Source organism: Roseomonas sp. USHLN139, assembly GCF_037145735.1.
Taxonomy (GTDB): Bacteria; Pseudomonadota; Alphaproteobacteria; order Acetobacterales; family Acetobacteraceae; genus Pseudoroseomonas.
Genome location: NZ_JBBCWY010000019.1, coordinates 1 through 19,096 on the forward strand (window position 1 = coordinate 1; position 19,096 = coordinate 19,096).

32 protein-coding genes are annotated in these 19,096 nt (G+C 65.3%); 16 read left to right on the forward strand and 16 right to left on the reverse strand.

The window, feature by feature from the left end; translation table 11 throughout:
• A partial coding sequence (locus WFI16_RS25810; protein ID WP_419900742.1) for a hypothetical protein occupies nucleotides 1–636 on the forward strand: 636 nt, incomplete at its 5' end.
• Nucleotides 637–741: 105 nt separating this feature from the next.
• On the opposite strand, the gene WFI16_RS25815 is transcribed toward WFI16_RS25810, so the two are convergent.
• Together WFI16_RS25815 and WFI16_RS25820 are read right to left on the reverse strand one after the other, a co-directional pair.
• On the reverse strand, nucleotides 742–1,224 hold the full coding sequence (locus WFI16_RS25815) for a hypothetical protein (RefSeq protein ID WP_419900743.1): 483 nt from the start codon (nucleotides 1,222–1,224) through the stop codon (nucleotides 742–744).
• Nucleotides 1,221–1,652, reverse strand: a complete 432-nt coding sequence (locus tag WFI16_RS25820; RefSeq protein ID WP_419900744.1) for a hypothetical protein — start codon at nucleotides 1,650–1,652, stop codon at nucleotides 1,221–1,223. The genes WFI16_RS25815 and WFI16_RS25820 overlap by 4 nt, the downstream gene beginning before the upstream one ends.
• Nucleotides 1,653–1,756: 104 nt before the next feature.
• On the opposite strand from WFI16_RS25820, the gene WFI16_RS26990 reads away from it, so the two are divergent.
• Nucleotides 1,757–2,092: a type II toxin-antitoxin system HicA family toxin gene (locus WFI16_RS26990; protein ID WP_442970742.1), complete on the forward strand. Its 336-nt coding sequence runs from the start codon at nucleotides 1,757–1,759 to the stop codon at nucleotides 2,090–2,092.
• Nucleotides 2,093–2,167: 75 nt separating this feature from the next.
• Nucleotides 2,168–2,548 (forward strand): type II toxin-antitoxin system HicB family antitoxin, encoded by a 381-nt coding sequence (locus WFI16_RS25825; protein ID WP_419900745.1) that lies wholly within the window; start codon nucleotides 2,168–2,170, stop codon nucleotides 2,546–2,548.
• A 55-nt stretch (nucleotides 2,549–2,603) separates the two neighbouring features.
• Here WFI16_RS25825 and WFI16_RS25830 read toward each other — a convergent pair whose 3' ends face one another.
• From WFI16_RS25830 to WFI16_RS26995, 4 genes are all read right to left on the reverse strand, one after another.
• Nucleotides 2,604–3,413, reverse strand: coding sequence for a hypothetical protein (locus tag WFI16_RS25830; protein ID WP_419900746.1), 810 nt, complete (start codon nucleotides 3,411–3,413; stop codon nucleotides 2,604–2,606).
• A 144-nt stretch (nucleotides 3,414–3,557) separates the two neighbouring features.
• Complete coding sequence (locus WFI16_RS25835; protein WP_419900747.1) at nucleotides 3,558–4,565, reverse strand: hypothetical protein; 1,008 nt, start codon at nucleotides 4,563–4,565, stop codon at nucleotides 3,558–3,560.
• 81 nt (nucleotides 4,566–4,646) lie between these two features.
• On the reverse strand, nucleotides 4,647–5,165 hold the full coding sequence (locus WFI16_RS25840; RefSeq protein WP_419900748.1) for a phage regulatory CII family protein: 519 nt from the start codon (nucleotides 5,163–5,165) through the stop codon (nucleotides 4,647–4,649).
• 19 nt (nucleotides 5,166–5,184) lie between these two features.
• On the reverse strand, nucleotides 5,185–5,379 hold the full coding sequence (locus WFI16_RS26995) for a helix-turn-helix domain-containing protein (protein WP_442970743.1): 195 nt from the start codon (nucleotides 5,377–5,379) through the stop codon (nucleotides 5,185–5,187).
• On the opposite strand from WFI16_RS26995, the gene WFI16_RS25845 reads away from it, so the two are divergent.
• From WFI16_RS25845 to WFI16_RS25905, 13 genes are all read left to right on the forward strand, one after another.
• Nucleotides 5,308–5,862 (forward strand): helix-turn-helix domain-containing protein, encoded by a 555-nt coding sequence (locus WFI16_RS25845; RefSeq protein WP_419900749.1) that lies wholly within the window; start codon nucleotides 5,308–5,310, stop codon nucleotides 5,860–5,862. The two genes, WFI16_RS26995 and WFI16_RS25845, sit on opposite strands and share 72 nt — an antisense overlap.
• A gap of 354 nt (nucleotides 5,863–6,216) precedes the next feature.
• Nucleotides 6,217–6,558 (forward strand): hypothetical protein, encoded by a 342-nt coding sequence (locus WFI16_RS25850; RefSeq protein ID WP_419900750.1) that lies wholly within the window; start codon nucleotides 6,217–6,219, stop codon nucleotides 6,556–6,558.
• On the forward strand, nucleotides 6,549–6,911 hold the full coding sequence (locus WFI16_RS25855; protein WP_419900751.1) for a hypothetical protein: 363 nt from the start codon (nucleotides 6,549–6,551) through the stop codon (nucleotides 6,909–6,911). Before WFI16_RS25850 ends, WFI16_RS25855 begins: the two co-directional genes overlap by 10 nt.
• 45 nt (nucleotides 6,912–6,956) lie before the next feature.
• Nucleotides 6,957–7,403: a hypothetical protein gene (locus tag WFI16_RS25860; RefSeq protein WP_419900752.1), complete on the forward strand. Its 447-nt coding sequence runs from the start codon at nucleotides 6,957–6,959 to the stop codon at nucleotides 7,401–7,403.
• Nucleotides 7,404–7,716: 313 nt separating this feature from the next.
• A complete protein-coding gene (locus WFI16_RS25865; protein ID WP_419900790.1) occupies nucleotides 7,717–8,355 on the forward strand; it encodes an AAA family ATPase in 639 nt (212 codons plus the stop codon).
• Between the two features lie 2 nt (nucleotides 8,356–8,357).
• Complete coding sequence (locus tag WFI16_RS25870; RefSeq protein WP_419900753.1) at nucleotides 8,358–8,642, forward strand: hypothetical protein; 285 nt, start codon at nucleotides 8,358–8,360, stop codon at nucleotides 8,640–8,642.
• Between the two features lie 288 nt (nucleotides 8,643–8,930).
• The gene (locus tag WFI16_RS25875; protein WP_419900754.1) at nucleotides 8,931–9,533 is read left to right on the forward strand and encodes a hypothetical protein; all 603 of its coding nucleotides are present in this window, start codon (nucleotides 8,931–8,933) and stop codon (nucleotides 9,531–9,533) included.
• A gap of 159 nt (nucleotides 9,534–9,692) precedes the next feature.
• Nucleotides 9,693–10,052 (forward strand): hypothetical protein, encoded by a 360-nt coding sequence (locus WFI16_RS25880; protein WP_419900755.1) that lies wholly within the window; start codon nucleotides 9,693–9,695, stop codon nucleotides 10,050–10,052.
• Between the two features lie 2 nt (nucleotides 10,053–10,054).
• Nucleotides 10,055–10,375 carry a hypothetical protein gene (locus WFI16_RS25885; RefSeq protein ID WP_419900756.1) on the forward strand — a complete coding sequence of 107 codons (321 nt, stop codon included), beginning with the start codon at nucleotides 10,055–10,057 and terminating at the stop codon, nucleotides 10,373–10,375.
• Nucleotides 10,372–10,680: a hypothetical protein gene (locus WFI16_RS25890; RefSeq protein WP_419900757.1), complete on the forward strand. Its 309-nt coding sequence runs from the start codon at nucleotides 10,372–10,374 to the stop codon at nucleotides 10,678–10,680. The genes WFI16_RS25885 and WFI16_RS25890 overlap by 4 nt, the downstream gene beginning before the upstream one ends.
• A 33-nt stretch (nucleotides 10,681–10,713) precedes the next feature.
• Nucleotides 10,714–11,031 carry a hypothetical protein gene (locus WFI16_RS25895; protein WP_419900758.1) on the forward strand — a complete coding sequence of 106 codons (318 nt, stop codon included), beginning with the start codon at nucleotides 10,714–10,716 and terminating at the stop codon, nucleotides 11,029–11,031.
• Nucleotides 11,032–11,151: 120 nt separating this feature from the next.
• Entirely contained in the window at nucleotides 11,152–11,322 is a 171-nt protein-coding gene (locus tag WFI16_RS25900) for a hypothetical protein (protein ID WP_419900759.1), read from the forward strand.
• Entirely contained in the window at nucleotides 11,319–11,558 is a 240-nt protein-coding gene (locus WFI16_RS25905; RefSeq protein ID WP_419900760.1) for a nuclease, read from the forward strand. Before WFI16_RS25900 ends, WFI16_RS25905 begins: the two co-directional genes overlap by 4 nt.
• Nucleotides 11,559–11,579: 21 nt before the next feature.
• On the opposite strand, the gene WFI16_RS25910 is transcribed toward WFI16_RS25905, so the two are convergent.
• The 10 genes from WFI16_RS25910 to WFI16_RS25955 all read right to left on the reverse strand — a co-directional run bounded on the left by WFI16_RS25910 (nucleotide 11,580) and on the right by WFI16_RS25955 (nucleotide 19,096).
• Nucleotides 11,580–12,059, reverse strand: a complete 480-nt coding sequence (locus tag WFI16_RS25910; protein WP_419900761.1) for a thermonuclease family protein — start codon at nucleotides 12,057–12,059, stop codon at nucleotides 11,580–11,582.
• Nucleotides 12,060–12,352: 293 nt separating this feature from the next.
• Nucleotides 12,353–13,351 carry a GTP pyrophosphokinase gene (locus WFI16_RS25915; RefSeq protein ID WP_419900762.1) on the reverse strand — a complete coding sequence of 333 codons (999 nt, stop codon included), beginning with the start codon at nucleotides 13,349–13,351 and terminating at the stop codon, nucleotides 12,353–12,355.
• Complete coding sequence (locus WFI16_RS25920) at nucleotides 13,348–14,415, reverse strand: nucleoid-associated protein (protein ID WP_419900763.1); 1,068 nt, start codon at nucleotides 14,413–14,415, stop codon at nucleotides 13,348–13,350. The genes WFI16_RS25915 and WFI16_RS25920 overlap by 4 nt, the downstream gene beginning before the upstream one ends.
• A 129-nt stretch (nucleotides 14,416–14,544) precedes the next feature.
• Nucleotides 14,545–14,898 (reverse strand): hypothetical protein, encoded by a 354-nt coding sequence (locus WFI16_RS25925; RefSeq protein ID WP_419900764.1) that lies wholly within the window; start codon nucleotides 14,896–14,898, stop codon nucleotides 14,545–14,547.
• An 11-nt stretch (nucleotides 14,899–14,909) separates the two neighbouring features.
• Complete coding sequence (locus tag WFI16_RS25930) at nucleotides 14,910–15,455, reverse strand: glycoside hydrolase family 108 protein (RefSeq protein ID WP_419900765.1); 546 nt, start codon at nucleotides 15,453–15,455, stop codon at nucleotides 14,910–14,912.
• A complete protein-coding gene (locus WFI16_RS25935) occupies nucleotides 15,452–15,766 on the reverse strand; it encodes a phage holin family protein (protein WP_419900766.1) in 315 nt (104 codons plus the stop codon). The genes WFI16_RS25930 and WFI16_RS25935 overlap by 4 nt, the downstream gene beginning before the upstream one ends.
• A gap of 3 nt (nucleotides 15,767–15,769) precedes the next feature.
• On the reverse strand, nucleotides 15,770–16,297 hold the full coding sequence (locus WFI16_RS25940; RefSeq protein WP_419900767.1) for a hypothetical protein: 528 nt from the start codon (nucleotides 16,295–16,297) through the stop codon (nucleotides 15,770–15,772).
• A gap of 11 nt (nucleotides 16,298–16,308) precedes the next feature.
• On the reverse strand, nucleotides 16,309–17,751 hold the full coding sequence (locus WFI16_RS25945) for a hypothetical protein (protein ID WP_419900768.1): 1,443 nt from the start codon (nucleotides 17,749–17,751) through the stop codon (nucleotides 16,309–16,311).
• A complete protein-coding gene (locus WFI16_RS25950; RefSeq protein WP_419900769.1) occupies nucleotides 17,751–18,224 on the reverse strand; it encodes a hypothetical protein in 474 nt (157 codons plus the stop codon). Before WFI16_RS25950 ends, WFI16_RS25945 begins: the two co-directional genes overlap by 1 nt.
• A complete protein-coding gene (locus WFI16_RS25955) occupies nucleotides 18,224–19,096 on the reverse strand; it encodes a hypothetical protein (RefSeq protein ID WP_419900770.1) in 873 nt (290 codons plus the stop codon). The genes WFI16_RS25950 and WFI16_RS25955 overlap by 1 nt, the downstream gene beginning before the upstream one ends.

Genomic DNA, 19,096 nt, shown 5'->3' on the forward strand with positions numbered 1-19,096 from the left:
CGCCGCCGGCGCCGCCTGGCGCCTTCTGAGGCGGTCTGCGGGCCATTTTCACCGGGGGATGTGGGGTGGTGGGGCTTTACGCTTCCAAACGGACGTTTGACGATGCGTAAAGGGTTCTGGGCCGGTCGAGAGGCTCACGAAAGCCCAGCAGTGGAGGCTGAAATGCCTGGAGATCAGCCATCGCGAGCCCGGTGGTTCAACGAAGTGGTCGTGTCGCCGACCCTCGCCGAGGCGTGGCAGAAGCCCGAAAGCATCCGTCTTGCCCTACTAGCCGCGATCGCCGTGAACCAATTGGCCGACTACCTCTTCCACTGCGGAGCAGCCCTGCCCGAAGGAGCTAAAGGTTCAAAGCTGTCCGACTGGCGGGATGCCTGGGGCAGGCAGTCCAAAGCGGTTGCCCTGGTTCGCGACATTGCCGATGCCGGCAAGCATATGACGCTGGATAGGAAGACTGCGCAGATCCGCGACCTAAGCTCGGCCCGGACTGAACCCGCAGGTTGGGACAACCAAACATGGGACGAACTCATCTTTGATGCGGACGATTATGTAGTCGTCGACATGCCCGACGGGACAGAGGTGGGTATGTTGCGCCTGGTCGAGGATGCGCACCGCTTCTATGAGGCGATGCTGACCTGACCAGCCGGCCTCTATGACAACGGCGACCCGTCGTTGCCGCCGTTGTCACAACGCGGGGCTCGGCGGCCGCTTTCGCAGGCCCCGTAGCAGAGGCTGCGCATGGCCTCAGACCAGCATGAAGGTCTGCGGGGCGCCGCCCGGCGAGCTGACCCGCGCCCAGCTCTGCGACGGGCAGAGCTCGACTTCATCGAAGGGCGGAACGCCGAAGCGCAGCCCGTTCGCGATGATGTCGGACAGCGGCGGCGCCGGCTTGCCGCTCTCCAACGTGACCGACTTGCCATCCGCCAGGATGGGGCTGCCCTCGGCCTTGATCAGGCCGGCGGCGTCGGTCAGCAGGCCGATGATGAAGCGGCTGACCAGGGCGGGGGTGGCCGGCTCGATCTTGCTTTCGGTGCTGCGCGGCAGATGCCCGGCCGCCTGCAGCAGCTGGTAGACACGGAGCCAGGCGCCCTCGAGGCGGAACTCGCGGCCGATCAGCTCGGCCGCCTGGCGCAGCGAGTAGGGCTCGCGGTCGGGATGGTCGAGGAACAGCCAGTTGCCCAGCGTCGCCGTCCAGGCGCCGCGCAGCACCGTGGTGCGGTAGATCAAAGCACAGCCTCCAGCCGGCGGATGGCGCTGAGCGTGCTCGGCGCGAGGATGCCCTTTTCGCGGAGCGGCCATTCGAGCCGGTCCAACGCCTCTTTCCACAGGCGATGGTCGCCGTGGTCGTATTGCGGATCAGGCGGCTCCTGCCGCTCGCCCCAGATGCGCAGAATCCGCGCATGCGCCAGCTCGATGCGGCGCTGGCGATAGAGGCGGTCGAGACACTTCACCACGTCGTCGGGCTCGCAGGGCCGCGTCGGCGGCGTGATGCCCATGGCCGGCGTCGGCACGGTGTTGCGCAGCGAGGTCAGCGGCGCGCCCTCGCGGCGGGCGATCAGCGCGGCCATCGTCCAGAGCCACGCCTCTTCGGCGGTGACGAACGGCGTCACGGCCGCGCGGCTGGGCGCGGCGCGAGCCGAGGATTTCGGGAGCATGTCGGGGTTCCTGGCTGCCAAGGGGCGCGCCAGGCGCCGGAAATGAAAACGCCCGGAAGGCCCTTTTTCAGGGCTCCGGGCGCAGCTGTGGCAGCGGGTTCTTTATGCCCATTCCGCCGGCTGGCGTCAACTGGTCATTTTTCGCCGAAGATACTTGCGTAAAGCTACACAAGTCTCTTGCAGTCTTCCGCGATGTTGTGTATATATACACACATCAACAGCGGCGGCGGAGCGCGGTGGGCCACTCAGTAAGCAGCAAAGATGTCATCCGGGCGCTTGAAGCAGATGGATGGCAAGAGCTTCCCCGGAATGGTTCGAGCCACCGGAAATTTAGAAAACCAGGGCGAACCGAACTAGTAGTCGTCCAGCACCCAAGAAAGGACATGCCGCTAGGAACACTGAGGCAGATCGAAAAGACAAGCGGCTTGAAGCTCCGGTAAACCCGGGGCTTCGGCCTTTTCTAAAAAGACCCTTTGATAGGTGATCTTATGGCAGTGAAATATTACCCCGCTATCGTGGAGCGGGCCGAAACCGAGGGCTTTGGCGTCTTCTTCCCGGATCTGCCCGGCTGCACCTCCGGCGGCGACACGCTGGACGAGGCGGCGCGCAACGCCGAGGAGGCCCTGGCGATGTGGGTCGACGAGATGCTGCAGGCTGGCGAGGCCATCCCGGCCGCCACGCCGCTGGACGCCGTCGAGGTCGAGGAGGATATCGCCGTCGCCGCCCGCCTGCTGGTGCGGGTGGAGATGCCCGGCAAGGCGATGCGGGTGAACGTCAGCATCGAGGAGGGCCTGCTCTCCACCATCGACATGGTGGCCAAGAGCCAGGGCAAGAACCGCTCGGCCTTCCTGGCCGATGCTGCCCGGGAAGCGATCCGCGCCTCGCGCGCTTCCTGAGCTCTACATGTCGGCGGGCGGGTTCTCCGCCCTCGCCCGCCGGCGCGCCGCAGGATCAGTCCAGCGGCCCGCGCCAGCCGCCGCCGGCCAGGCCCCAATGTTGGGCCAGCACCTCTAGCCCTTCCTGCACACGCCAGCTCGCCGCCGGCTCGCGCAGCACCACGGCGTCGCGCACCGCGTTCTCGTGGCGCGTGCTCCGCCACTTGCGGATCAGCCCCATCCACTGATCGTAGTCGTGCCAGGCGCGCTGCGCGGCCTGGTACTGGTCGTAGGTGAGATGACGCTGCCCGGCACGGCCGCCATTGCCATAGCCTCCCGGGAGCTCCATCGCCGGCAGCGCCTCGCGATAGGTGCTGCTCAGGATCTCGGCCGCCTCGAGCTGGTGCGGCGTGAGCCCCATCAGCTGGATCGGATCGTCGTCCAGCATGCGGCGGACGTCTTCCGCCCGCTCCCCTGCAACCCGCGCCTCGACGATGTCCGAAGGGCGCGCCGCCATGGCAGCGCCATCGGTGCCGCGGTCAGGCCCGGCGACACCGGCCTCGGCGGCCATGCGCTGCAGCTCAGCCGCGCGGTCAGCGTTGCCGGTTGCTCGGACCCGGCGCATCTCGGCGGCGTTCCGCTCGGCGCGTGACCGGCCGATCTCCTGGCCGATCAGCAAGCCAGCGCGCTGGGCAAGGCGCGAAGCGCGGCCCGGGTCAGGCGTCATGGGCTCGGGCTCGATGGGCCGGCGGTGCGTCACCTCGGCCGGCGGAAACTCGGGCGGGCGCTGCAGCCGCGCCAGCCGTGCTTTCCGGCTGGCCGGAGAGACGACGGAGGCGGCTGCTGCCTGCAGCTGGGCCAGGTCGATTGTGCGCGCTGCGGTCATCCTGCCTCCTGGACGCCACTCCATGCAGCGTTACGCCCAAGATACACGGTTCCGTGAAGGAAAGGCAGGAATTTCTCGCAATATATGGAACAAAACCGGGATTTTTCCGGAAGCGGCCTGTGGTAGGGCAAGCTTGGCCGCTCTTCATGCCGCCTCCTCCACCTTCGGCGCGATGCGTGCCCAGACGTCCTTGTGGCAATGCTTCAGGAAGTTGGTGAGCCGGATGCGCGCCTGGTTGTCAGCCTTCGCGCCGCCACGGATCAAACCGAACAGCTTGTCGACCAGCTCCCGCTCCTCGCGGGTGTAGCCTTCCTCGTCGCGCTCCTTCGGGGCCGGCCGCGGCGGGTTCTCGACCACGGGCGCGGCGGCCGGCGCCTCGCCGCTCTCGGCTAGCCCGGCAGCGCGGCGGATGGCGCGGGTGAAATAGCCCAGCGTCTGAACCCGAGTAGCGTCGAAGGCAGGGCGCGAAGCCACATCCCGCACCGTCTGCCGCATGGCCTCCACCGACACGCCGGCGGCGCGCCAGTCGGCGATGACCCGCAGATCCCGGGAGATGAGGCGCAGGGCAATGCCGGCGATGCTGGCGAGATCCTGCGCGAGGGCGGCGTCGCCGGAAACCTCGCGCGCGTTACTACCACCAGTAGATATATATCTTTCAGTAGTAGTAGTGGGGTTTCCGTCGGTCGGTTTCGGTTCGGTTTTTTCGGTTTCCGCCAGGCCGCCGGAAATGGGCAGCATCAGCTCGCCCTGGCGGCGCCGGCGCGCATCCTCTGCCGTCTCGCCTTTGCGCGGCCGGCCACCCCGCAGAGCGTTGTTCCGATTGATGTTTGACCGCTCAGTGGCGGCCCGAACCCCGGGCATCACCAGGCCGGACTCGTCGGGCAAAATCTCGATCAGGTTGCGGGCCGCCAGGGTTTCCAGAGCGGTTTCGGTTTCGGTTTGCGTATGGGAAACCGCGAGGGAAACCGAAACCAGAAACCCATGGGAAAACCCAATCTCGGAACCGAAAACCAAAAGCCCGCCCTGCCCTGCTGCGGCTGCCAGGCGCATCAGCTTCATCCAGATCAGCTGGGCGGCGGCCGGAAGGGTGCGCAGCCGCACATCCTGCTCGAGCATCAGGAAGAGCCGCTCGGCGGCGCTACGGGAAGGCATGGAGAATCGCCTCAAGCGTGAGGTGGAGACGTTGGGGGGTGATGCGCGGCGCCAGCGCCGCGCAGGCTGATGCGGCGGGCATCAGGCGGCCTGCTGGCCGCCGCGGTCAGCGGCGTCCTGCACCCGCGCTCGCAGGGCGCCGAGCAGGCGCTTCGCGTCGCCGAGCATGTCCATGGTCTCGGCCTCGATGCGGGCCGCATCCTCGGCGCAGATCTTGCCGTCACGCAGCGCGTCCAGCACGGCGGCATGCACATCGGAAACCTCGCGCGACCATTCGGCGAGGCAGGCCAGCAGATCCTCGCCGCTGGCCTTCTGCATCGGCACCAGGCCGAAGCCGGCGCAGCGGGCGAGCTCCACCAGCAGCGCAGGGGCGTCCGTGCTTCCGCGGACGGCCGCTTCCTCGCGCCGCAGCTCGAACAGCCGCGCGAGGATGTCGATCGGCATGAACAGGCTGCTGGCGCGGGACTGGTAGGTGCCGAGCTGAGAGCGGCCCACGCGCGTCTCCAGCGCGATGGCTTCCAGCGGCGCCCGCTCCTCCAGCAGCACACGGGTCGCCGCCTTCAGCGTTTCTTCAGTGGCGGTGAGCTTCACCGGGGTCATGTGGACAGGCTCCGATTGGCTAAGGCCGCGGTGAGACCGATGCTCTGCTGGTCGAAGAGCTGTCCGTCGGCGGCTCGGCGGCAGCCGGCGGCGTGGGCCGCTCTTGCCCTGCAAGACCACCGAGGGGGATGCCGAATTGCAGATGAATCGCGATCGCCTGCTTCGGTGGCACCTTGCCGCGTCGGCGCCAATTGCCGATGGCGCTTTTGCCCACCTGCAGCCGCCGGGCCAGCTTCGTGACGCCCCCAGCGAGCCGAATGGCATTTTCGAGGTCTTGCATAGTCCGCAAAGTGCACACGATGTGCACGCCAAAGCAAGTCCATTCGTGCACCGACAAGAATGCACCACTAGTGCACCTTCCGTCGCTATGGACATCTTGATCATGCCGGAAACCGCCTATCGCAAGGCGGTCGGGCTACGCCTTCGCCAAGCGATTGACGCGCTCGACCTTTCCTATGCCCAGGCGGCCACCATGATGGGTGTTACCAGAAACCATCTGGGCAACTGGATGCGCGGCACAGCTTACCCGCAGCACTACGCGCTCTACCGATTTTGCCGCGCTACCGGCGTGACCGTCGATTATGTTCTTCTGGGCGACCCTTCGGGTCTCCCGAAGCGAATTGCGGACGTGCTTCTAACAGCGGCAGCGGAACAGGCTCAGCCGAAGCGCGCGGCTCTCCCGGAGGGCGAAAACTGACAATTTGGGAGAAGTGCATTGATAGACCTTTCTGGCGCTCGCCGCATCATGGTTGGAACGTAACATGAACATCAAGCCCGAAAATTGACCAATAGGTTCCTACTCCTACTGAGAGGGAACCATTCGGAGCTCATCTTTGTGCACTATGTGTGCACATTTAAATTGAACGTACACCTGGTGTGCACATAGTATGCCCCTGCGCCACTTCCTTGGTGCAGGAGGTCATATGCTCGTCCCGCTCTGTCTGCTGGCTATAGGAGGCGAATGCCGCGTCCTACCGCCGGCTAATGACAACCGCCCGTCTGGTCCGAAAGCAGACACGGCCATTAGCAACGCCCCAGGGGCGGCGCGCTGATGCAACCCCCTCTCAAGCCCCTCACCTCGCCCGCCCTGTGCTTCGCGGTCAGCGACCTGGTGCCGCTGCTGCCCGACCTACGGAACGCCGCCGGCCATGCGCAGGCCGAGGCCATCAAGGTACAGGAAGCCGCGTATCTTCTGCGGCGCCAGGCTGATGCGCAAACGGTCACGCGCTTCCTGGGCTGCCTGCACGCCGGATGGGAGGCCGCGCTCCGCCCTGAAGAAGCGCAGCTTCTGCAGCAGGCGGACATCTGCGCCAAGAACGCCGAGAGCGCCCGCAGCCGTGCCGCCCGGCTCACCGCCATCATCCGCACCGTCGAGGCCATCCCGTGCAGCTGATCTCTGCTCAGACCGCCGATCGCTCGATCCTCGGCCTCCGGCCCGCGCCGCCGGCCGCCGCCGCGCCGGGCATCTTCACCAGCGTGCGCCAGGCGCGTGCTGCGGTCCTCCGCTCGTCGGCAGGCTTCTGCTTACGTCGTGCCGCCAGCTACGGCATGAAGTGCGACACCGCGCCGCCAGCCAGCATGCTGCGCTGCTACCTACACGCGAAGCAGCACGGCTGGGCCGCGCAGGCCGCCGCCTACCAGGCCATGGCCGAGGACCGTGACGCTGATGCGAAGGAAGCCTTCGCGGTGTCCAACGAGGCCTTTCTGCGCGCCTCCGACCTGAGGGCGCTTGCATGGCCTGCCTGACCCCCTGCCCTGCCTCGGCCGCCGAAGCTCTCCGCGATCAGCGCCATGCGTGACCGCAAGCCGATCACCTGCCCAGGCGAGCTGCTGGCAGCGCTACTGCGCGGCGACCGGGTCAGCCACTGCATCACGACAGGGCTCCGCCTCGAGGAGGCCGACCGGCCCGTCGACCGCGCGGCGCTGCAGGTTCTGCGCCAGGGCGTTCGCGTCGTCGCCGGCGGCGATGCGCTGCCCGGCATCGGCACCAGCCAGACCTTCCACGTCGAGCCGCTGCTCGATCGCCTGGACGTCACCCGCGAGCTGCGGCGCGCGCAGAAAGATGCCGGCGGCCTGTCCGCGTTTGCACGGACGCACGGGTTGATGAAAGGCCAGGTTACTGATGTCGATAGCGCGCGCTCTTCGCCGACGCCGGCGGTGCTGCGGTCGCTCGGCCTGGTGCGGCTGGAGCGCTATGCGAAGGCGCCGCCGGCGGCGAAGAAGGACGCCGCGGCATGAAACGCGAGCACAACAGTCAGATGCAGGAGGCCATCGCCCGGGCACTGCGCTTCCGCGAAAGAATGCCCAACACTGTGGATGCCGGTCACGCTGCCATGGACACGGCCGCCTCTATCATGGACCTCCTCACGGCGGCGGGGCTGACCATAACCCAGGCTAGCACTGTGCGGCACGAGGGTGACCTACTGTGCTCCTGCACGGATACGGTGCTCAAAAAAAGCCACTCGAGAATCTAGCTATCTATCTAGCTAGATTTGTAGCTATATATCTAGCTAGCTAGTTAGATAGCTGTGGGAGATGACCGGTGATTCTTATGGTCGGTGGGGAAAAGGGTGGCGTCGGCAAGACGACGCTCGCAACTCACATGGCAGCCGCACGGGCTGCCATGGGTCGAACGGTTGTATTGGTGGACGCTGACAGTCAGGGCACCTCGACGATCTGGAGCGATGCTCGGAAAGAGCATCAGCATGTGCCTCAGTTCCCCTGCGTCAGCCTTCGGGGGGGCAAGGTTCATATCGAGCTGCGGGAGTTGGCTCGCCACTACCAGGACGTGGTGGTGGATACGGGCGGAGCTGATAGCCAGGAGTTTCGATCGGCCATGCTTGCCGCGAACACGCTGCTGATGCCGCTGCGGCCCGGCTCTTTCGACTTCTGGACCCTGATCAAGATGGGCGAGGTCGTGGCGCTGGCGGAAGGCTTCAACGACAACCTGAAAGCAGCGGTCTGCCTGTCCCAGGTCCCGCCAACTGCTCTCGATCGGGCCAGAAAGGAGGCGACGGAAGTCATGGCCGACGTCCCTCGTTTCACCCTGATGAAGAGCATGACGGTGTTCCGGGCAGCCTTCAATCACTCGGCGGGCGAGGGCTTGACCGTCGACGAAATGCCGAGGCGCGATTCCAAAGCCTGCAGTGAAATTGGCTTCCTTCACGACGAGCTTTTCGCAGGAGCCTGACCATGGCCATCAAGATGCCTCCGCGACGTCCTGCCGCGCCCGCTACTGCGGAAGACTTCATCGCAGGTGCTTCCGCAGCTCCCGCACCTCGCCTCGATCTGCCATGGACAGATCCGAAGGTCCGCCCTGACCTGCGTGTTCAGATGAACGTCAAGGTGGCCGAACCCTTGGCGCTGAAATGCCACTACTTGGCACTGCGCCTCGGGCTCCGAAAGCAGGAGGTGATGGAGCGCGCCCTATCCGAATGGACAGAAGAGCAGCTCAGGAAGCTTGGCCTGCCGACTTAGCTATAAAGCTAGCTATATAGAAAGATAGTTAGCTAGCTTTCTAGCTATCTAACGCTCTGAATTTCCTTTCTTGTCATCGAGAGCGCGGCGGGGAATCATTGAACCGCCGCGCATTCCGCGCGGCCTAGATTCGCCCAGAAACAGAAAGGGCCGGGCCAGCAGCAGAGCTACTAGACACCGACCCTCTCAAAACCGAACCGTAGCCCGGCAGGCGTGAGAACCCCAGGCTACGTCTCTCTTCGGAAAACCGCAAGCGCGCGGTGAGGGGTATCTGCGTCCAAAATCCTGGTGCTGGGCTGGCAGATCGCCATGCCCATCCGAACCTTTGCGCCCGCGCGGCGGGGCTCGGTCGCTGTCGCAAGCTGGCAGCAGCAGCGGCTCGGCCATGCCGACCGTGTGCAGCTGATGGAGGCTGCGCGGCGGCGTGAGCGGGCGACCCGCCAGCCCGGCAGCGGCCGGCACGGGGGCGAGCTGCGGCAGACCGGCCTGCGCGTGCTCTGGGCGTTGCTCTACCGTGGGTGGGGCCGCGCCGGCGCCTGCGACCCGGCCATTGCCCAAATCGCGGAGGCGGCCGCCGTGGCGCGCTCCACGGCACAGGAAGCACTCGACCGCCTGGAGGCCGCCGGCATCCTGCTGCGGATCCGTCGCGGCCTGGTGGTTGGGCGGCGCTGGTGCCAGGTGACCAGCGCCTACCTGTTCCGGGCGCCGGCCGGCTGGGCGCCGCCGAGCGATACCGGCTTCCGGTCAGCCTCAGCCTCTGAAGATAAGATCCAGGAAGAAGAATGGCAGCGGACGGCGCTGCCGGCGCCGACCACGCCGCCTGACCCGGCGTGGCTGCGCGCTGCAGCGGCGCGGCTGGGCCTGCTGGAGGACCTGGAAGCGACCGCATAGGCAGGGAAGGGCAGGGGAGCCGGCAAAGCCGCGCCCCGACAGCTCGCCTTTCGCGAGAATGCCAGGCAACTATCTCCTATCTTGTTCTCTTTATGTTCTAGTTTTAGGTTGCAGGTGCGCCCCCACGCGCTCCCGCTTGCCTTGCCTGGAGACTGCCTGATGGCCCGCAAGACTGCCCACCCGGCCGCCGAGCCGGAGCCCCAACGGATCCTGACCAAGCCCGCTCTGGAGCGGATCGCTGCGCTGGCGGCGCGCCCGGCGGCGCCCGACCGCATGCGCCGCGAGGTGCAGGGCATGGTGCAGGCCTGGCTCGATGGCGCCGGTGAGGAGCAGCGCATCGAGCTGCGCGACCGGCTGGGCGAGATGCAGGAGCAGCTGCTGGAGGGCATCGAGGCCGCCGGCGACATGATGGACGATGTGGATGCCAGCGACACCGTGGCCCAGCGGCATGGCAACAATGCCCTTGCCGCCCTGAAAGCCGCCCGCGAGGCGCTGGTCGCCGCCGGCCGGGGTCTCTGATCATGGCATTACGCCTGGTGCCGCACCTGGGCACGGTGAACGGGGTTTATCGTGCAGAGCTGGCCGGCCAGATCGCCGCCACGGCGTCGCCGCGGCCGATGGACGCCTACGAGTTCGGCAAGGCGCTGCGCGTCATCCGCTGGAGCCCCGGCGAGGCGGCCGGCCAGCTGAACCTGGCAGACAGCACCATCCGCAAGATGGCCAGCGGCAACGCCAAGGTCCCGGACGATATCGCCGCCTGGCTGCGGGCCTACGCCTCCGAGCTCGCCGGCGTGCATGCCCGGCACCCGCCGCCGCGGCGACAAGGCCGGCCCGGGCCATGAACAAGCCGCCGGTGGTCGTGATGCCGCCCGCCGGCGGCTGCGTCGGTGATTGGCGCGGCTGGTATCTCAACACGCACTGCGGCTGCTGCATCACCGCCTGGTCGATCGATCGGATGATCGAGCAGCGCCAGCTGCCGACCTGGCAACTGCTGAGCGCCGCTGTCGCCCGTATGCGGTGCCGTCACTGCGGCGAGCGGGTACACCAGGCCACACTGCGTGATGATCGGTACAGCGGGGCGCCTGGCATGCCGCATCGCCGCATGGGCATCGTGGTGCCGGTGCTCGAGGATCTGCTGCAGGGCTGACCCATGGCGCACAACTGGAGCGCTGAGAAAATCATGCGCTACCGGCTTGCCGAGCCGGTGGATGACTTCGTCCGGTGGATGCTGGTGGCCGGCTGCACGGAGCATGGCGCGCGCGCCTGCCTGGTCTCGACCCTGATGAAGGTGCCAACGCCCCCGACAACGCTGGGCGCGCTGGCCGGTCGCCTCAGGTGCCGCATCTGCCGCGCGCCGGCCGAAGTTGTGGTGCTGCGGCCGCATGGCCGGGCGCCCGCGGAGGACAGCATATGGCTGCGCTACCCGCCGGGTGTGAAGCCGCCCGAGCGCGTGCCCTGCGGCATGGAGCGGGCGGAATGGTGGCAGCGCTATCGGTAACAGCCGGCAGGCAGCGTCTTTATACGCAAATCGCGCACATTATCCCTTGCGCAATATACGCATATTGCGTATATCAAGATCACCGAGGCGCTGAAGCCCGGTAGATCGAGGATAGACCCGATGACCAGCTCCACCCAGATCGACGCCCTGATCACTGCCTTCGCCGCGATCTTCCCTGATATGACCGCCGAGGACTTCATCAGCGCGGTGGCCGACGCCGCGCGGGCCGGCCGCCCCGAGTATCTGGACTTGCTGAAGGCGGCGGTTGCTGAGAGGAAGGGGGGACAATGACCCCCGACCGCTTCCGCGAATGCCTGGCCCTGCTGGACTGGACCCAGCGTGGCCTCGCACGCCAGCTCGAACGCCATGAAGGCACCGTCCGGCAATGGGCGCGCGGCACCGTCCGCATTCCCGATGATGTCGAAGCTTGGTTAGAGGTTCGCGCCACGCATGCGGCCAAGTACCCCGCGCCGGCGAGGCCCTTCGCGGCCGCCGCCGCCGACGATCCAGCGACCGACGACGCATAGCGGCCGATCTGGCCGCGGCGCTCAGCGCCGCGGCCGGCGCCATTCCCAGGGCGGCACGCGCTCAGCGGGTGGCAGCGCCCAGAGCCCGGCGCGCGCCTGGCGTGCGGCCACTTCCAACCGCGGCAGCGCTGGGTCCTTGTTGTACCGGCCATACACCCAGGCCGCGCCGCGGCGAACCATCTCCGCGTTTATGTTGCTGCGGCCGACGAAGACCGTGCCCACGGTTCGACCGTAGCGGTCAACGTCCTGCACCTCGATGCGGACTTGCTGGCGAAAAGCCAAGCCCGCCAGCTCCTGACGCGCGCGGGTGCCATAGGGCTGCCGGCTTTCCGGCGTGTCGATCCCAGCCAGACGGATCCGCACCTGACGGCGCTCAGCGGTCAGCAGCGTCAACGTGTCGCCATCGGCGATGGCAACGACCTGGCCAGCTAGCTCCGTTGCTGCCAGCGGACCGGCAAGAATCAGCAGCAGAGCGGCAAAGAAGGAGCGGCGGAGAAGCATGGCCCCACCTAATAGCATGGCGCTGTCAGAGGTGGTGCGCCCCCATCGCCTAAGGGTCTAGTATCCGTAGAGCAAGATCCAAGACCCATTGTGGAAAGCGGGACCGTTTAGGAGGCCGAGCTAGCGCTGCTCTGGTCGCCATCGGCGAGGCCTGTGTGCGGCTTGGCGCAAAGCTCGGGCAGGAGGAAGACCATGTCGTAGCAGCAGGTCGAGATCTTCCGTCTTTCAGTCGTGGCCAGCAATCTACTCATATCGATATATAAATAAAAAAACTTCCACTGCATCATGAGACATTATATTCTTGAATTGGGAAAACTAATTCCAAGATCGCTATAAAATGGAGCTAATTCACTTTCAGAAAGAGGACCGTCTAGAGAAACTGCTCGTGGCGCTTGCTTGATTGACCAATAAATTAAAATAGAAGCAGGTTGTCTATATAGTAAGTCATTTGGAAATCTCTCTTTTATTCTGTCAGAAAGAAAAGGCTTTGACTTCAAAAAATCTAAAATATCAGAGCTACCTTCTTCTCCCCAAAAATTCTTATAATAATCTATTAAAATAGTATTAAGTGGAGATTTGTCGGGCAATAATCCGACAAAAATTTTATACATATCGTCCAGAGAAGAAGAGATTTTTCTTGAAGGCTCCTGAGCAGATAAAATACGAGCTCGAACTTCAGTAAAGTAGTCATCAGTAGCTTCAATCAAAGCCATGCTTTTGGCTGCAGCCCTCTTTACCCCGGGCTCCGCCTTTATGCTGGGCTTATATATTGTATCATGCGTCAGTTCACTATAAGCATGCTGAAGTATTGTTCTAATTTGAATTTCGCACGCGGTACCCTCTAAAATTTCTTCTTCGGCAAAGAAATTCTTTCCTTTGGCGCGCACGATATAATGTAGCGACTGATAGTCAAACTCAAATGGGCGAATATCTCTTTCCTGCTCAAAATCTCGAGCTTTTACAAAGTTCCACTTTTCGCAGGCACATATTGCGCGCTCTACGGTGCGAATTTCTTCGCTGAACAAAACGACAATTCGAACTCCAACCTTATCCTCGATGTCGTTGTACGGATCTTCGTACGGCTTCCCTCTCCTGAAAGCCTTGGTCAGTAGAGAATTTTCCCCCTTAGTGCGTGGCTTTAGAGGGATGCGGAAAAACAGATCTAACTCGGCCGGGTCAACTTCCGCCGAGATCGCGTCTGTCAGTGTCTGGGAGACACAAGCGCCCCACGCCTCATACATGGGACGCTCTTTACGCCAGAGCTCTAGAAGCTGTGTCTCGCGATCGCTCATTGCTCGCCGGTCATAACGTCCTGGATCGTGATGCGAGTCCATCTCAGATGATCCTCGCCGTCAGCTTTGATGGCCTCAATTTTGATCTTATCTTTTAGCGCTTCTGGAGAAGCAGACAACTCAATATCTGTGCCAAACTTCAGGCGCCTTCGGCGCAAGCGCGATCCCATGCCAGAGGTGTCCCTGACTACTGCGCCGGTGGTAAATTTCTTTGTATCCAAGAAGGCGGCAAAACCATCCTGCATATCTTGCGGTAGGTAGCGTGTGGAAAATTGATCCGCTGTGAATGTAGGTGCCTGTTCATCACGGACGAAAACGTAAAGGCTGTCGATCAGCTCACGTTTTTTGTCGGCGTCCAAAGCAGATTTTCGGACGAAGCCCTTTGTCAGATCAAAGAATCGGGCAGTTTCGTAGGGGCCGTCGCTTGGCATGGCGCACCCCAAAAACGCCTCGTAAAAATATGACGCTGCCGCCTCTCGGTTGCTGACAGAGATGTTGCTGTCGAAAACGAACGCGTGCCTTCCCTCAGGCTTAGGCTTTCCAAGATCATCAAAAGCGACGATCCCAATTTTATAAAGCCTAGTTGCAGGCGTTAAAAAAATGTTTTGAATGAATTCGACAACAGCATCAGGTCCTGTGGCAGAGCGTCTGAAGCCGGCTTGAGTTTCGGCCTTGATCACGCCTAAGAACGGAACAGAACGAGCGCCAACCGTTCCGTCGAAAACGAGAAGGATTCCGCCTGGAATCCGGCGCGCCATCTGATTTGCAGCCAACTTATTTGCAAAGGCCTTTGAGCCTTCCAAATAAGAAGCATCGTCTGACCCCAGAAGAGATTCTGCTAAATCGAGGAATGTGCCTGGCCCATGGTGGATGATCCGCATTTGTAGACTCTGGCTTTGGCCAGAAAGAGCCTCTGTCATTCGAAGCCGGAAAGCGCCCATCGCCTCCGCGCTTAAGGTTTCCAGCCTCTGCGCAAGAACGGGCGGCTTGATCGACTTGTCGTCGTCACGCTTGAATATCTCATGCATCGCGATGCGACGAACCAGCAAGTTTTCAAATTGCATGAAGGCACTCTTTCCTCTAACGAAATAACATTGCCATGCATGAGACAATGCGCCTAGAGGCAACGCTAAGGAATCATGCTTTTTGACAGAAGATAGGCATGGCAAAGCGTGGACAGAGGCTGAAGCAGGTTAGTTGCCCTCATGTGAATCGATATGCTGAAGCTTGCCGAACTCGCCGGCGATGATGCCGGCCAGCTTGTCGTCGGTGCCGCTGACGCGGCGGACATGCGGGGCGAACTCATCGCGGATCGCCTTCACCCCTTCAGCGATGGCCGCGGCCTTCAGCGCGTCACGCTCGAGGCCGATGGGCAGGTGGCCGAAGGCTTCGTTCATGCGGCCGGCGACGCGGCTGGCGGCGCCCACCAGCTTGGCAAGGGAGCTGTCGCGCGCCTCGCGGCGCAGCTTGGCGGCCCAGAGGGCCAGGCCGGCGGTGCCCTGGCTCAGCAGGATGGTGACGGCGAGGTTGATCAGCAGAGCGGACATGGGTGGTCCTTTCAGGACGCCAGGCGCATGGCCTGGAAGGGCAGGGAGGCCAGCCGGCGCGCCCAGCCCAGGCCGAAGGTGGCCCAGGTGGAGAGGGCGGCCATCAGGACGATGCGGCGGGCCTGGAACTCGATGGCGACGGCGGTGACCCGGTCGGGGTCGCCATTGCCCAGGGAGCGGCGCAGGGCGGCCAGGGTGGCCGGGCCGATCAGGCCATCGGCCGGGGTGCCGATGCTGGCCTGCAGCAGCTTCACAGCGGCCGCCACGCCGTTGTTGACCGCGCTGTCGAAGATCAGCAGGGCGAGCGCCGGCGGCAGCTGATCGCCCTGGACGCGGTCCCAGTAGAGCCGGCGGTAGATGGCGCGGGCGTCGTCCAGGGTCAGCGCCGCGATATCGAGGGTCGGGAAGCTGGCGGCCGAGATGCCGAATTTGGTGCCGCGCAGCAGCCCCTTGTCAGTCTTGCCGCCGGTCCAGTTGCCGGGATCGGCGCGGTTCAGGGTGAAGCCGCCTTCGTGGCCGATCAGCAGCTCGAAGGCGCGGTCGAAGGAAGAGGTCACGGCTTGGCCTTCTTCAGGGCGGGCACCAGGTGCCCGAGGAGGGGCTCGATGGCGTCGGGTCCGATGCGCGCCAGCAGCGCGATGCAGAGCGTGGCGCCGCCGGCGGAGAGGCCGGCCCACTGCGCCAGGGCCAGGCCGATCAGGCCCATGGCGCAGGCGGTGGGCACCTCCCAGAACAGGGTCCAGAGGATCTTGCGCGGGGTGACCGCCTGGCGGGTCACGCGCAGCAGCAGGGTGGCGCGGCCGGCCAGCGCGGCCGAGAAGGCCCAGGCGATATCGGCCACGGAGGGCAGGGGGTCGAAGACGCTCATGGGTCAGAGCCTCGCGGCCCGGCGGAACATGTCGTCGACCTGGTCCTGGGACAGGCCGAGCGCGTCAGCGGCGCCGGTGATGAAGGGGTGGTAGCGCTCGAACTCGACCGCGTACTCGAAGGCGATCTGCACCTCACGCGGTGCCGCGGCAATGTAGGCTTCGGTCTCGTCGAGCAGCTCGTCCTGCAGCAGCTGCAGGCGGAGCTGGCGCGCCGAAACCGCCGGCGGCACCGGCTCGGTGCCCAGGCCGGTGTCCTCGATGCTGACCGGGATCACCGGCGCCGAGGCGCCAGCATCGGCGACGGCGTTGCGGAAGGCGTCGGGTACCGGGCCGAGGAACTGGCCATGCACCCAGAAGCCGGGCAGGGCGACCGGGTCGTCGATGGTGCTGGCGGCCTGGTCGAGCAGCCGGCCATAGACGGTCAGCGCGCCCACCTCCGGCGGGATCAGGGCGACGCCGTCCTCGATGGGCCAGGGGCATGCGGCGAGGAACGCTGCCCGATCCGGGAAGCGGCAAAGCAGGATCTTCATGGGGCAGGGCCTCACATGGTCAGGGCGGCGGCAGAGGCGGCCTTGAGGTCGGCGCCGGTGGTCTCGACCGGCGCATAGGTGAAGAGCCCGATGGGGCCGTTGGTCTTACGCGCGCTGGCGGTGCTCATGTCGCCCAGGCGCAGGTTGTCGGCCGCGCTCGCCGGCACCACGCTGCCCCAGGCAGCGGAGACCGTGTCGTTGCCGTTGACGGAGACCGAGACCCGGTCCTGGCTGTAGGAGAAGGCGAGGCTGTTCTCGCCCAGCGCCAGCTGGCCGGCGGGCGTGTCGAGCGTCAGGGTGCTGTCGCTACCAGCCTCGACACGGATCCCGCCGTTGAAGCGCCCGGTGAGCCGCATGAAGCTGGGCAGGGTCGAATGGCTGGTGCGGAACAGGCCGAGCTGGTCGCCGGTGCCGCCGGTGGCCGGGAAGCTGTCGACCCAGAAGCGCATCAGGAAGGTGCCGGCGAGGCCGTTGAAGGCGATCTTGGTCAGGTCGGTGATCTCGTAGAGATCAGCCACGCGGGTGGTGGGCGTGGTGGGTGACCCGACCGGCGGCAGCATCGGCGCGTAGGAGCAGGCGCTCGTCTTCTCGAGCGCCGGAATGTAGAGCCGGAAGGTCCAGTCATAGGCCTGCCCGGCGGCGAGGTAGAAGCGGAGCTCGATCCGCGCCTCGCCGGGCGAGGCCTCGCTCAGCTGGCGCACCGAGCGCACCCGCTGCCAGGCGCGCATCAGCGGCCCGAGCTGGTTGGATGGGAAGGCGGTCAGGCTGCGAACAGCCCAGGAGCATCCCGGCTGGACGCCGGCCGCGGCCATGATCATGCCGGAGGTGGCGAACCAATCCCCTTGCTCGGCAGCGGCGATGCCAGAGGAGAGGTAGAGGCGAAGGTCACTGTTCGCGATGCCGCGCGCGCGCAGCTCGATGGCATTGGCCTCGCCCATCGGGATGATCCGCGTCACCTCCAGCGTCAGGCCCGCATTGCCGGGCGCCGACATGCCGGTGGGCAGCGCGCCGGCCGTGCTGGTGACACCGTCGATGGCGATGGTGCCGACACGCGCGCCTTCGCAGCGCGTGTTGCAGTAGTTGACCGCCAGCTTCTGCGACAGCAGGCCCATGCTCTTGAGCGTGAGCGGGTCGAAGGTCAGCAGCGCGGCATTGTTGCCAGCTTCGCGGATCTGGCCCAGGCCGTCGAAGAAGGGCGCCTTGCCGGCGCGCGTGGTGGTGATCAGATCCGTCAGGGCATAGGCGCTCGGCATCGCACCGCTCCGCTGGGAATAGAGGACAGGGTCGGGCTCGGGGATGCCACCCATCAGGTAGCCGCTGGCGAAGCGCGCCAGCAGGCCGGTGGAGCTGCGCGGCGCCTGGCGGGCCAGCAGCGCGCGCAGCCCGAAAGGCCGCGGCGCAGCATCCGGCGCCTCGGCGGCGACGGCGAGGAACTGCGATCCGGTGAGCGGCATCAGGCCTCCGTGTCGCCGACCAGGCGCGCGCAGAGGGCGGATCCGTCGAGATAGACGTAGAGCTGCGCGCAGCCATTGGCCGCGACCTTGGTGTGGGCGCGCGCGTTGCGCAGCTCGATGCCGCTGACGCTGACCGTGGCGCCGGTGCTGCGCCGGTTCTCGATGACGCAGGAGAAGCCGTTGCCGATGTTGGCGGCCAGCAGCGCCGGCGCGCCGGCGCCGGTCAGCAGCAGCAGGCGGTTGTTGTGCGTCGCCTGCACCAGGTTGGTCGCGGCCGTGATGGGCACGATCTGATAGGTCTGCGACAGCATCGCGTTGTAGGCGAGCAGCACGGCATCGCGCATGGCCTGCACATCGCCGCCGACAGCAGCGATGTCGCCGACCAGGTTGGGAAAGGCGGTGACGTAGCCGCCGTTCTCGAACATCGCCTTGGTGTAGGTGTTGCCGTTGATCGAGATGGGCCAGGACGCCATCAGTTGATCTCCTCGACGGTCAGGCGCCAGGTCCATCGATCCGGCCCGGCCGCGACGATGGGCGAGGTGTCCGAGAGGGCGCCGTAGAGGGTGTTGCGGAAGCGCACCGCAGGCGGTGCGTCAGGGTCGAGGCAGATCAGCAGCTCGCCGCTCTTGCCGAGAGCGCGGCTGATGGTCTCGGCGGTGCCCATGGCATCCGCCTCGGTCAGCGCCTCGAAGGACAGCTCGAGCACCCGGTACTTCGGCCGCTTCTTGACGATGCGGCGGCCGCCGGCGGTGCGCTTGACTTCGGAGGGATCGACCCAGCGGAGATTGCCGCCCCAGGCGGCATTGACCTTCGGCGACCAGGCCCAGCCGGCCAGAAAGCGGCCGATCTGCAAATATCCATCCGGGTGGGCCGTGTCGTCGAGGAACACGAAGACATAGCGGGCGATCCGCCCGACCTGGCCCTGCGCATCCTTCGGCACCGTGTGCAGCAGCATGGCGCCGGCCGGATAGGCGGTGGTGTCGACCAGGTCCCAGGGAAAGACGCCCCAGGGCAGGCTGCCCCAGACCACGGTCTGCTCCCAGGCCGGCACCCAGCCGCTGTCATAGATCGGCGCGCCGGCATTGGTGGGGCTGTCGGTCAGGACGAGCCGCACCAGGCCGGCGGTGGTCATGTTGTGGTTGATCAGCGCGAACTGGCTGATCAGCGAGGGCCGGCCGCAGTCGACGCGGAACTGCGTGCTGGCAAGGTTCGCGTTGACAGTGCGGGCGACGCGCTGCGGGTCCTGGGTGGTCAGGTTCAGCAGGGGCAGGGGCGGCCGCCACGCGCCGCCGCTGTATGCGCCCGCATCGGTCGGCGGGCTCCTCAGCACAGATGCATTGGCCAC

Coding starts and splice junctions, on each gene's coding strand:
- WFI16_RS25890 (WP_419900757.1), top strand. CDS start 10,372: ATGAACAAGCCGCCGGTGGTCGTGATGCCGCCCGCCGGCGGCTGCGTC.
- WFI16_RS25945 (WP_419900768.1), bottom strand. CDS start 17,751: ATGCCGCTCACCGGATCGCAGTTCCTCGCCGTCGCCGCCGAGGCGCCG.
- WFI16_RS25850 (WP_419900750.1), top strand. CDS start 6,217: ATGCAACCCCCTCTCAAGCCCCTCACCTCGCCCGCCCTGTGCTTCGCG.
- WFI16_RS25845 (WP_419900749.1), top strand. CDS start 5,308: ATGAATCGCGATCGCCTGCTTCGGTGGCACCTTGCCGCGTCGGCGCCA.
- WFI16_RS25840 (WP_419900748.1), bottom strand. CDS start 5,165: ATGACCCCGGTGAAGCTCACCGCCACTGAAGAAACGCTGAAGGCGGCG.
- WFI16_RS25940 (WP_419900767.1), bottom strand. CDS start 16,297: ATGAAGATCCTGCTTTGCCGCTTCCCGGATCGGGCAGCGTTCCTCGCC.
- WFI16_RS25860 (WP_419900752.1), top strand. CDS start 6,957: ATGCGTGACCGCAAGCCGATCACCTGCCCAGGCGAGCTGCTGGCAGCG.
- WFI16_RS26990 (WP_442970742.1), top strand. CDS start 1,757: ATGCCCATTCCGCCGGCTGGCGTCAACTGGTCATTTTTCGCCGAAGAT.
- WFI16_RS25880 (WP_419900755.1), top strand. CDS start 9,693: ATGGCCCGCAAGACTGCCCACCCGGCCGCCGAGCCGGAGCCCCAACGG.
- WFI16_RS25910 (WP_419900761.1), bottom strand. CDS start 12,059: ATGCTTCTCCGCCGCTCCTTCTTTGCCGCTCTGCTGCTGATTCTTGCC.
- WFI16_RS25915 (WP_419900762.1), bottom strand. CDS start 13,351: ATGAGCGATCGCGAGACACAGCTTCTAGAGCTCTGGCGTAAAGAGCGT.
- WFI16_RS25895 (WP_419900758.1), top strand. CDS start 10,714: ATGCGCTACCGGCTTGCCGAGCCGGTGGATGACTTCGTCCGGTGGATG.
- WFI16_RS25870 (WP_419900753.1), top strand. CDS start 8,358: ATGGCCATCAAGATGCCTCCGCGACGTCCTGCCGCGCCCGCTACTGCG.
- WFI16_RS25885 (WP_419900756.1), top strand. CDS start 10,055: ATGGCATTACGCCTGGTGCCGCACCTGGGCACGGTGAACGGGGTTTAT.
- WFI16_RS25900 (WP_419900759.1), top strand. CDS start 11,152: ATGACCAGCTCCACCCAGATCGACGCCCTGATCACTGCCTTCGCCGCG.
- WFI16_RS25935 (WP_419900766.1), bottom strand. CDS start 15,766: ATGAGCGTCTTCGACCCCCTGCCCTCCGTGGCCGATATCGCCTGGGCC.
- WFI16_RS25925 (WP_419900764.1), bottom strand. CDS start 14,898: ATGTCCGCTCTGCTGATCAACCTCGCCGTCACCATCCTGCTGAGCCAG.
- WFI16_RS25950 (WP_419900769.1), bottom strand. CDS start 18,224: ATGGCGTCCTGGCCCATCTCGATCAACGGCAACACCTACACCAAGGCG.
- WFI16_RS25830 (WP_419900746.1), bottom strand. CDS start 3,413: ATGACCGCAGCGCGCACAATCGACCTGGCCCAGCTGCAGGCAGCAGCC.
- WFI16_RS25835 (WP_419900747.1), bottom strand. CDS start 4,565: ATGCCTTCCCGTAGCGCCGCCGAGCGGCTCTTCCTGATGCTCGAGCAG.
- WFI16_RS25905 (WP_419900760.1), top strand. CDS start 11,319: ATGACCCCCGACCGCTTCCGCGAATGCCTGGCCCTGCTGGACTGGACC.
- WFI16_RS25865 (WP_419900790.1), top strand. CDS start 7,717: ATGGTCGGTGGGGAAAAGGGTGGCGTCGGCAAGACGACGCTCGCAACT.
- WFI16_RS25820 (WP_419900744.1), bottom strand. CDS start 1,652: ATGCTCCCGAAATCCTCGGCTCGCGCCGCGCCCAGCCGCGCGGCCGTG.
- WFI16_RS25920 (WP_419900763.1), bottom strand. CDS start 14,415: ATGCAATTTGAAAACTTGCTGGTTCGTCGCATCGCGATGCATGAGATA.